We start from the raw sequence: 12,207 nt of genomic DNA, 5'->3' as shown, positions 1-12,207 counted from the left end.
AAGTATTATTTTAATTGAAATTCAGGCAATTTTGTGATATAGTAAAGTAGTAGCTCAACTTGTTTTGGCACATCTGGATAGAACTGTAGATTCCATGTTCCGTCCGTAAAATAATTTTCTGGAACCACGGACTTAAATGTTTCTAAACCATTGATATATTCTTGGGCAGATAACACATCTTTTGGTAAAAACCAGTCTATTATAGCGCGGCTTACAAATGCTACATCCTCATGCTGGCCACCGGACAGTGCCAAGCCCAAATCCCTGAACTTCTCCTTGTCAAAAAGCCTATATTGTCTAGAGATGAAATCCTCTGCAGAAGACCATCTTCCAATGACCAACGGCGCACTAATCCAATCTTGCTCACCCTGCCAACCTTCTACGGATGGCGGGGCAAATATGTCTTGACCTACAGCTGTGGCATCCAAATTAATTTGTCTAATTTCTTCGGATGAATTATTATTTAATTGGGCTTCTTGAAGCAAACCAAGTAATAGATCATATGGGCTCTTTATAAAAACGTGCATGGCGTCATCACTAAAAAAGTGCTCACTTTTAAAAAGTTGACGAAGAAATGGTATCATTTCAAAATCGTTGTCTCTAAAATTTTGAGCCAAATCGTTTATAATGCTTTCATCTTGAGGAAGTTCAGGATGTACGAAGTAGAGATAAATTCTTTCAACAATATGTTTTGCTATATGTTCACCCCGTTCTTCAAATAGAATATCAATAACGTCGCTATAACCCCAATTGCCAGTTCTGCCAAAAATTGTTTTTTCACCATCATCAAAATTATCGGAATTAAATGTATATAAGGAGCAACGGGTGTCTTTTGCGGTATATCCGGTTAATGCCCTAGCGGTTTCCTCAATATCCGCTTGTTCATATCCATTTCCATCACCTAGCGTAAAAAGTTCATACAGCTCTCGAGCGTAATTTTCATTAGGGGATCCTTTTTTATTATCCTTGCCGTTCAGATAGTTCAACATTGCGGAATCGATACCTATTTCATGAACAAATGTCTTAAAATTGCCCAATGCGTTTTCTTGAAGTGTCTTTGTATATCTATATAACCATGAAGGACAGCGGTAAGTCGTTACATCAGTAACAAAATGGTTACTCCAAAAAAGAGTCATTTTGTCGCGTAAGCCATTAACTAACATGGCCTGCGATAGCTCGGTCTGCAAAAACAGCTTTTTTGCAAAAAGTTGAATCGAACTAACATCAAATTCATCGGCCCATTCAGGAGGAGGTATTATTGGCGCCGATATATGATCATTTATTAGTACATCAACAATATCCGCAGGATTTTCACTCAATAAGGCTTGTGCTTCAGTAGGTGAAATACCATAAGACATGCGTCGGTATAAATGTTTAATTCGGTCAAGATTCCATGGCCTTTCCACTGATGGGGTATAAGGGGTCAAAGAATTGGAGATACAGTTTAAGCTCATACGAATAGTCTTAAAAGGAGTTAATTATAGAGACTAAGATAACTACTTTATCGTTGATTTAGTATGATTCATCGACGAACGGTAAAATAAAAGAATTTATACGGCTATAAAATGTGTTTTTCTAGCCCGAATTGACCTTATGCCTTCAATACAGGATCCACGCGCAAAGTTTTTGGGTAAGATTTGGGTTGGTTCTGTCCTTTTATTGAACTTTGAAGGAAGATATTAAAATTTGTGAATGACAATAAACTCTTTACAAAAGGTGCGATTTGTAAAGAGTTACCAATTAATGGTGAGAATGATTAATTTAAACGGTCGCTATAGGTAGGCTAATTAGTGTTCTTCAGGAGCATAAATGAATGACCGTTGAAAGTAAACTGGAGCTTCAGTTTTAAAAGTCTAAATAAAGGTGGGTGGGTGTTGCACGAATGGGCTTCACGTCCCCAATATAAACCGATGGATAGAATTTATAAAACGCCCAAAATACAGAATACCAGGTTTAACCTCCTTTGTTAATGATTTAATAAGAGATATCAAAGCCGTTAAAAACGGAATTAACATGCCTTGGAGTAATTAGGACTGTCAAGGGTCATGTAAACCGAATAAAGAGTATAACAAGACAAATGTATGGCAGGTCTAGCTTTAACCTATTGCCTAAAAAGGTAATATTATCTCAAACTGGTTGATGTTTCCCCAAATATGAGGAAGAACCACTATGTCCGTCCTTTCCAGTATGCTAGCGTACTACCTCGTTGTAAAGTTCTGATATAACGAACGGCCGTATACGAGACCCGTATGTAGGGTGGTTTTAGAGGCAGACCGTGGGCTTTACGGCTCACGGCCGTCTATTACTCGATTGTGGTTTTGTTATTTTTTAAGGCGAACTTAAATCGACTTCCTGATTATTTGAAATAAAAAAGTCTAATTTTTTAAACAACATTATTTCGTGCTTAAAGTAAAATTTTTTAGCTATCAAATGTAATAATTAATTTAAATCAGATTACTGAAATAATTTTTCAAGTATTAACAAATTAAAAAACATCGCCTTTTTATGCACTTCATCGATGAAATTGCATGGAGTGTACGCAATTAAATCATCTTAGCAAAAAATTAGGTTTTAATTAACTTTTTACCATGGACCGTGTTGTTGAAAATCATGAATGTGAATTCAAAATTTTCAACTTTTAAAAAGTCTGGTCAACGTTTGCAAAACTGTATGATTATAAAATAAAATTACAACTAAATAGTATGACAACACCTTCCACAAATCAAAAGAAGTTTTGGCTTCTTGTACTATTGCCCTTCGCATTCTTAAGCTTTAAAGTAGCTATGTTGTTCCAGCCAGGCTTAGACACAATATCAGCTATTGATCCATTTGTAAACGGAAATTTACCCACTGTCGCACCTTCCGGTGAAATTGAATTGATGGAGGTACATACCGACATTGAATGGATATCTCCTCAAGTACTACTTCCATTTCCAGGCACAGATAGGCTTTTAGTTGCTGAGATGGATGGCCGTTTCTTCACTATTCCAGATAACGACAATGCCACGGAGGCCCAGAAAACCCTGGTCATGGATATTCAGGACCGTGCTTGGTACTACGGATGGGGTACTAGTAACAATAATAAGCATGGTGGTATTCAAAATTTCGCTTTTCATCCACAATTTGGTTCAGGGTCAGGTAAGGACTATATCTACATCTACTATGTACATAATCCGTTTAATGATAATGCCACTGGATCAGGTTCAAAATACTACGATCGTCTTTCCCGCTTTACTTGGACGGGATCTAGCTTTGACCCAGATAGCGAGTTGATTATGATTAACCAATACGATACCGCTGCAGGACATGACGGTAGTGGTCTATTATTTGGTAACGACGGATTTTTATATGTCTCCGTTGGGGACGAGGGCACTCAAAATGGCGCAGCAACGGCTCATACGCAAAAACTGAATGATCGTTTTAGAAGCGGCGTTTGGCGTTTGGATGTGGATCAACAAGGGGGCAGCGTTAGTCACCCCATAGAGCGCCAGCCAAACAATGATAATGTTCCCGCAGATGCAGAACCTTCCTATACCCAAGGCTATTACATCCCTAATGACAACCCATGGGTTACGGGTACAGGCGAATTTTTAGAAGAATTCTACGCTATTGGTCTTCGTCAGCCCTTTAGGATGACATTGGATGCACCTACCGGGAATATTTGGATCGGTGATGTTGGTGGCGGGCAAGTGGAGGAAGTGGACATAATGGATAAACCCGGGCTTAATTTTCAATGGAATTACAAGGAAGGTTTCCAAGATGGTTTCAGGGATAAACCGACTCCTTTCTACGGAGAGGAACGAGAACCTGTTCTTGACTATGGTCGTGGAGAAGGTAGAGCGGTAATTGGCGGTTATGTGTATCGTGGTAACGACATCCCTTCACTACAAGGAAAATATATTTTTGGTGATAATGGTAACGGAGCGGTTTGGTCTCTAACGCATTTCGGTGGTAATTCCGCAGGCGACCTTCAAGATCTGGGCAATGTAGGTGGTAGTGTTTTTAACGGAATAAGTTCGTTTGGCTATACTCATGAAGAGGAACTCATGATTCTCAAATTATCAAGTAACGGAACCAGTGGTAAAGGGCAAATATTCAAACTTGTTCAAACGGACGGAAACGGCAGCGAATCAGAACAACTCCCAGCATTACTATCAGAAACGGGTGTTTTCACGAACATGTCAAACCTTACCGTGGCACCCGGTATCATACCTTACGAGGTAAACTCGCCCTTATGGTCTTCTGGTACCGATAAATACCGTTGGGTTGCCTTACCACAGGATGGTAATGTGAATTCGAACGATGAAATGATTGGGTATAGCGAAGAGGGCGATTGGACCTTTCCGATAGGTACTACCTTCATTAAACATTTTGAGGATACCAGTGGAAAAAAGCTGGAAACCAGATTATGGACGCAAGGTGAGGATGGCGAATGGTTCGGTAGCACCTACAAATGGCGCGACGATGGTCTAGAGGCAGATTTATTATTAGAGGGTGGCTTCGATAACGTTACCCTAGACGGGGAGACCGTTTCTTATGAATACCCAGCGGCAAACACCTGTGTGCAATGTCATAATGGCGCGGCAGGTTCCGTTCTTGGTTTTAATACAAGACAGCTGAACAAGGATATCTATTACCCATCAACAGGCAGAACGGCCAACCAATTGGAGACATTGGCCGCACTTGGTTTCATACCAACAGTTGATACGGATAATGTATTGACTTCCGTACCGATTGAGGACAATAACGCCTCCTTAGAAGTTAGGGCGCGCTCTTACTTTGATTCCAATTGTGCGTATTGCCACTTACCGGGAAATACAAGAGCCAGTTTTGATATGCGCTTGAGCACCCCTTTTCAAGACCAAAATCTGGTGAACGGAGAGATAATCGAGAATCTCGGTATCGAGGGCGGCGTAGCCATTGCTCCGGGAGATATCTCCAAATCGCTCGTTTACCACAGGGCGAACACGGCCGAAATTGAAGAAATGATGCCTCCTCTAGCAAAGAGTAGGGTGGATACAGAGGCCATGCAGTTGATAGAAGCTTGGATCAATAGCCTGAACGGCAACTGTGTTGAGGATAACACTACCCTATTGGGCAATACCAATTTGACCGAAGGTAATTTTATCGACGCGCACAGTCCACACATCAATGTCAACAAAACGGACGCTTATACCAACAATACAGGCGAAACTGTCAGTGTTTGCTTGGAAGAATTTAACTTTTACGCCAGAAGGGTAGGTAACCCGGTTACCCCTTTTGTTGCAAAAGTGAACGGCGAGAATGATTTTACGGTAATCGCGATTGGGGAAACAAGAACTGCATCGGAATACACAACGGGTACCAATACCTTTAATTTTAGTGATCATTCCAACGATGCCGTAGTACTGCAGCCCGGCGAGAGCATAGTTCCCGGTTTTATGGATGCCTATCCAGATGGTTCGGGGTCGGTTCCCGGAAGTAGTCTTATCCCGGCAATCACAACAGGGGAGACAGATGTTGTTTGGCAATCCTACAGGGCCAATAATAACTCAGATCCACATTTGGTAATGGGCTTTGCCCCACAGGGAAATAATATAGTCACGGATTTAGGAAGAAGTTACCAGTTTAACATTGGAATCAACATATCATCAGGTAGTATAACGCCTACTCCTGAAAATGATAATCTAGCGTATCAGAAAGTAGCAACGCAATCTTCAACCGATTATGGCGGTGATGCCTCACGAGCGGTCGACGGAATTACTAATGGTGCGTATTATGACGGCTCCGTAACGCATACCGCATTTTCGACCAACCCCTGGTGGCGGGTAGATTTGGGAGCAGCATATCCCATTGGAGACATCAATATCTTCAATCGTACAGACCCTACTTCAGTATGTGACGGTGTCATAGGTGGTTGCCCAGACCGTCTGGAGGGTGCTAAAGTATATGTAGGTACGGTTGATAGTAACGACCCTTCCGATTATACCCAAGTTGCCGCGCTCAGTGCCAACACCCAACAGAACCTCAACGCGAATAACCTTACGGCCCGTTACGTGATGGTCTATTTGGAAGGTGCTAACAAGGCATTATCTCTAGCAGAGGTACAGGTTTTTGAAGGAGAAATTGTAGAAACACCCGTAGTTGACAACTTAGCATACCAACAACCTGCCGTACAGTCTTCTACAAGCAATAATGGTTTGGCTTCGAGGGCAGTAGATGGCAATACGAGCGGGGAATGGTCCGAGGGTTCTATTACGCATACTACTGGTGCGGGTGGAAATGGGACTACGAACCCTTGGTGGCGTGTAGATTTGGGTAACACCTTTGCCATAAATCAAATTAATGTTTTTAATAGGACCAATTGTTGCTCAGAAAGATTGTCAGGCGCTTTGGTTTTAATAGGGAACGAGCCAAGCAGTGACCCATCGGACTATATACAAGTAGCATCCCTTGGCGAAACTGCCGAACAGAATCTTACCATTAATAATGTTGTCGGACGTTACGTAATGGTCTACAATGAAGGAACCAATAAAATACTTTCCCTAGCAGAAGTACAGGTTTTTGGTGAGGAAGCGGAAGCTCCCTTAGGTGACAACTTAGCTTACTTACAGCCTGCGTTACAATCCTCAACGGGTTGGGGTGGTTTAGCTTCACGGGCTGTAGATGGCAATACCAATGGTATATACAATGATGGCTCTGTATCGCATACACAATTGTCGAACAATCCTTGGTGGCGCGTAGACTTGGGAGCGGAATATCCAATCGGGGCAATCAATATTTTTAACCGTACCGATTTAAATTCAGGCTGTAATGGCGTACTCGGAGGATGTCCAAATCGATTAGAAGGCGCAAAGGTTTTTGTGGGTAATGTTGCTAGTAGCAACCCCTCTGACTATACTGAGATCGCAACGCTTAATGCTTCCATAGAACAGAACCTTAACGGAGGAAATACAGTTGCCCGTTACATAATGATATATCTAGAAGGCAATGATAAAATCTTATCATTAGCAGAAGTACAGGTTTTTGAAGGGAAAGCGGAAGTTCCAGTCGGACCGGTTGTCGCAACCCTATTCAAAAATAGAAATTATGAAAGTACTTCAGCTGGCATATCAGTTGGAGAATATGCTGATATTTCTTTGGAAGGTATCGCGTTGAACGATGTTACCTCAGCACGGGTGAGCTCAGGATATACCCTAGAGCTTTACCCAGATTTGAATTTTGGGGGAACTCCTTTTATATTAACAGCGGACACCCCTGATCTAGTAGCGCTTGGTTTTGATGATGACACCGAATCGGTAAAAGTTATTCAAGCGGAAGTTCCAGTCGGACCGGTTGTCGCAACGCTATTCAAAAATAGAAATTATGCAGGTACTTCAGCTGGCATATCAGTTGGAGAATATGCTGATATTTCTTTGGAAGGTATCGCGTTGAACGATGTTACCTCAGCACGGGTGAGCTCAGGATATACCCTAGAGCTTTACCCAGATTTGAATTTTGGGGGAACTCCTTTTATATTAACAGCGGACACCCCTGATCTAGTAGCGCTTGGTTTTGATGATGACACCGAATCGGTAAAAGTTATTCAAGCGGAAGTTCCAGTCGGACCGGTTGTCGCAACGCTATTCAAAAATAGAAATTATGCAGGTACTTCAGCTGGCATATCAGTTGGAGAATATGCTGATATTTCTTTGGAAGGTATCGCGTTGAACGATGTTACCTCAGCACGGGTGAGCTCAGGATATACCCTAGAGCTTTACCCAGATTTGAATTTTGGGGGAACTCCTTTTATATTAACAGCGGACACCCCTGATCTAGTAGCGCTTGGTTTTGATGATGACACCGAATCGGTAAAAGTTATTCAAGCGGAAGTTCCAGTCGGACCGGTTGTCGCAACGCTATTCAAAAATAGAAATTATGCAGGTACTTCAGCTGGCATATCAGTTGGAGAATATGCTGATATTTCTTTAGAAGGTATCGCGTTGAACGATGTTACCTCAGCACAGGTGAGCTCAGGATATACCCTAGAGCTTTATCCAGATTTGAATTTTGGGGGAACTCCTTTTATATTGACAGCGGACACCCAGGATCTAGTAGCGCTTGGTTTTGATGATGACACCGAATCGGTAAAAGTATTTGCCAATGGTAATAATCCAACAGATGACTGTCAGTGTGCCTCAGGAGCTTACAGCCTTTTGGTAAATGGAAGTTTTGAGAATACGAGCAATTCCTCTTATGACTCGTCCTATGATTTAATTCAGTCTATTGGCAGTACAAACAGTGGTGTAAAATTTGTCGATAGACATACTGATACTGATTTCCCGGGTTGGTTCACTACGGGCGGAATATTCAATCCCGATAATGGAGTGACTTCCACTGGAGGTACACTAGAATTGGGACAAAGTGGATTTTTAGGATTTGATGCTCCGGACGGGCGAGTTTTTGCAGAAATGGATGGCAATCATCACAATCAGACCGTACAGGTAGAACCAGGGCAGATATTGGATTGGGAGTTGTCACATCGCGGTCGTAATGGTGTAGATGTAATAAGTATATCGGCAGGGCCGGCAGATGACCAAACGGTCCTTGCAACGGTTTCTTCAGTGGATACGGAATGGGTAAGGCATACAGGGCAATATGTGGTGCCAGCAGGAGTTACGGAAATCCAGTTGACCATTACGCCATCGGGTGCTTCTGATGACGATATGGACTCTTCAAACCTATTGGATTTTGTGAAACTTTGTCCGGCTAATGGCATATCAGCGGTAAACGCACAAGCCTATTTGATAGGCTCCTCGGAGATTAGTATATACCCGAATCCAGTAAATGATTTCATCTATTTGAATTCGGAAACTCCTATTCAAGGAGAGGTATTCGTTCAAATAATTTCAACTACAGGCGTTCTGGTCCTAGAGGAAAGAATTAATTTTAACGGTGGTGTTCAAGCATCTATATACGTAGATCAGTTAAATACATCAATCTATACTGTAATGATTACGAATCCAAGCACTGGACAGATAAACGCAGTTAGAATGCTTAAAAATTAAAAAAAACTGAGTTTTTAAGGTGAGTAATTAAAACGCATCAAATTAACTATCAATTAATTCAAAACAATACTTTTAGTATTTGTGCCAATCATTTAGAAAGTGGTTTATATATGATACTATTAGATTTAGTTGACGGTACTACTGAAGGTCATAATCTGGTTGTTAAACACGATTAAAATATATTAAAATGAAAACATTTTTATTTTCTATAATCTTACTACAAAGCTTTTGTTGTTTAGGCCAAACAAGCATTCCTAACTGGCAAATAAATAATCAAACAAGTTGGAATACCTATACCGACAAAACTAATAATTTAGACATTGTAAATGGTTTAGCAAAACCTATTAATGATGCAGATAACTACAGTTTCAGAAGTAAGCTTTATAGCTTTGAGCAACCCATAAAAGCAAATGATGTAACCTTTAAACAATCTACAGTATGGGATAACTGGATACCAGTATCTAATATTGGCCCAAGAGAAGCGCAGGATGCCCCTATCTTGATATCAGTTCAGAAGGGTGAATATTACCTTCTGGCGCGATTGAGCACTACCAGTGGATATCAAGCTTGGCAAAGTAGTGATATGATTAATTGGAATCTTAAGGGACCGGTTACTGGCACCGGTGATAGAACTGGAAAATGGGCAACAACTGCTGAATATAAAGATGGCAAATTCTACATCTATTACGATGCTACCAATGACGATAAACCAACCCTAGTTATAGATGAAGACTTAACGGATGGTATCATCGGAGTAGAAATGGGAGTCGCTTTTGACGACCCAACGCCAGGTTCTGATTGTAGTGTTTTTAGAGATGATGCAGATGGGTTATTTCATATTATTTATGAAGATTGGTCTCCTATAAATGCAAGAACACACGCTTGGGATTCACCTTTAGCCGGGCACGTTAGCAGCGAGGATGGTCTTACTGGCTTCGTCTACGGTGAGCATCCCGCGGTAATTGATCAGCGAACAACACCTACAGGAGATACCGGAACCTATGACCATCCACAAATGGGAACATTGACTTATAATATTCATGAACCAGCACAAAATGCATATGGAGATTTTACCACTATTAAAGTAGGTTCACAATACTATATCTTTGGGGATTATGACCCTATAGGCGAGAATATGAAGACCGCTCGTTTTACGAGTGATTCTTGGGACAAGGAATTTGAACTTGTTGGAAGTACGGGTTCAGGGCACCCTGATCCTACAATAGCTTTTGCAGAAGGACAATTTTACTTGGTTACACAACAAAACATAGATTATGTTAGTCCTGGCCCATGGGTAGACGGTGTAACTGCAAGAGCAGGTGTTGATGAAGATGGAGATGGCCTTGCTGATACTTGGACAGATTGGCAAACTATTAAAGAAACCTACGACCATAAAGCTGGCTATGCAAGAGTGGTAGATGTTGCTCCTGCAACCATCAATATGTCTAATTTACCGGAAGGATACGGATTCCAATTTGAGTTTAGCATTGACAATACTTTAGTAGACGGGATCTCACCTTTAATAGATAGTGTTGAAATGACTTTTAAAGAAAGTGATAATTCCATTGAAAATATAGCATACCTAAAACCAACTTCACAGTCCTCTAATTATTCTAATGGTGGTCAAGCATTACTAGCTGTTGATGGTACTACTGATGGAAAATGGGTTAACGGTTCGGTTAGTCATACGAAAGCAAAAGGTTCTGCTAACCCATGGTGGCGCGTAGACTTGGGAGCAGAGTACCCTATCGGAGCTATCAATATTTTTAATCGTACCGATGAAAATTGTTGGAATACTGTCGGTAGCGGATGCAACAATCGTCTTGAAGGTGCTAAGCTCTTCGTGGGCACTTTCAACAGTAGCAACCCATCGGATTACAAAGAAATTGCCACGCTCAATAGTACTATAGAACAGAACCTTAACGGAGGAAATACAGTTGCACGTTACATAATGATATATCTAGAAGGCAGTGATAAAATCTTGTCATTAGCAGAAGTACAGGTTTTTGAAGGGAAAACTACGGAAAATTCCATAGCAACATTGTATCAACATATTACTTATGCAGGCATAGCCTACAACCTTAATGTTGGCGAATACCCAAATATTTCTATGCAAGGAATTTCTTTAAACTCAATCAGTTCTGCGCTGGTTACAGATGGTTATACGCTTGAACTGTATTCAGAAATTAACTTTGAAGGTGAGGTACTTATTCTAGATAGTGATAACAGTAATTTTATACAATCGAATTTTAATGATAAGGTGTCATCAGTTAAGCTTTATCAAACACTAGAAGTTACCCCAGTCGATAATCTAGCGTTTCAAAAGCCGGTACTACAGTCTTCTACAAGTCATAACGGAAGTGCTGATCGTGCAGTTGATGGCAATACAAGTAGTATTTGGTCCGAAGCTTCAATATCTCATACTGGTGCTAATGGAGGTAACGGTACTACAAACCCATGGTGGCGAGTAGATTTAGGAAACACCTATACTGTAAGCGCCATAAACATTTTTAATAGAATAGATTCGATTTGTGCCAATGCAGTCAGTTGCCCAGAACGTCTTCTGGGGGCAAAAGTGTTTGTGGGCAATACAGACAGCTCCAATCCCAATGATTATAACTTGGCGGCTACTTTAACGGCGGGCATAGAACAAAAACTGACCAACCTATCGATAACGGGTCGTTATGTTATGATTTATCATGAAGGCACCAATAAAATTTTATCACTGGCTGAAGTACAAGTTTATGGTATGGCAATAACAGCTGTTTCCCTTAGTGCAGATAATATAGCTGGACCTTTGATAAGTATGTACCCAAATCCAGTTGACGAATTTTTGTACTTAAGTTCCGATATTACAATTCAAGAAAACGTATACGTTCAAATATATACAAGTACTGGAATATTGGCTAAGGAACTAGAGGTTAGTTTTAACGGTAGGCTTGAATCGATTATAAATGTAGCCGACCTGAACACTGGTGTTTACGTTCTCCGAATATTTAATAGGTCTACTGGTCAAATAAGTACTATTACAATGCTTAAGAATTAGAAGTAATGTGGTTTTATCTTTATCGATTCAACCAAATGTTTTTAATTAGGGTAAGCTAACCTGCCAAAAGCAACTAGGATGTGTGTTTAAAACTTAAATACAACCTTTTCGATTTGACGAGATTGATGTTACTCA

Annotated in this window: 3 protein-coding genes; 2 read left to right on the top strand and 1 reads right to left on the bottom strand. The window is 40.8% G+C overall.

Annotated elements, in window-relative coordinates:
- Positions 1-5: 5 nt before the first annotated feature.
- Positions 6-1,454, bottom strand: a complete 1,449-nt coding sequence (locus ACPF9A_RS17455; protein ID WP_423998891.1) for a DUF1800 domain-containing protein — start codon at positions 1,452-1,454, stop codon at positions 6-8.
- Between the two features lie 1,248 nt (positions 1,455-2,702).
- Here ACPF9A_RS17455 and ACPF9A_RS17450 point away from each other — a divergent pair.
- Positions 2,703-9,026 carry a discoidin domain-containing protein gene (locus tag ACPF9A_RS17450; RefSeq protein ID WP_423998889.1) on the top strand — a complete coding sequence of 2,108 codons (6,324 nt, stop codon included), beginning with the start codon at positions 2,703-2,705 and terminating at the stop codon, positions 9,024-9,026.
- Positions 9,027-9,213: 187 nt separating this feature from the next.
- Complete coding sequence (locus ACPF9A_RS17445; protein WP_423998887.1) at positions 9,214-12,072, top strand: discoidin domain-containing protein; 2,859 nt, start codon at positions 9,214-9,216, stop codon at positions 12,070-12,072.
- The last annotated feature ends 135 nt before the right edge of the window (positions 12,073-12,207 follow it).

The organism is Maribacter sp. IgM3_T14_3 (genome assembly GCF_049603095.1).
GTDB lineage: Bacteria > Bacteroidota > Bacteroidia > Flavobacteriales > Flavobacteriaceae > Maribacter.
This window is presented reverse-complemented; position numbering and strand designations above follow the sequence as displayed.

Bases quoted from the DNA above. Each gene is read 5' to 3' on its own strand.
- ACPF9A_RS17455 (WP_423998891.1), bottom strand. From the start codon at position 1,454: ATGAGCTTAAACTGTATCTCCAATTCTTTGACCCCTTATACCCCATCA.
- ACPF9A_RS17450 (WP_423998889.1), top strand. From the start codon at position 2,703: ATGACAACACCTTCCACAAATCAAAAGAAGTTTTGGCTTCTTGTACTA.
- ACPF9A_RS17445 (WP_423998887.1), top strand. From the start codon at position 9,214: ATGAAAACATTTTTATTTTCTATAATCTTACTACAAAGCTTTTGTTGT.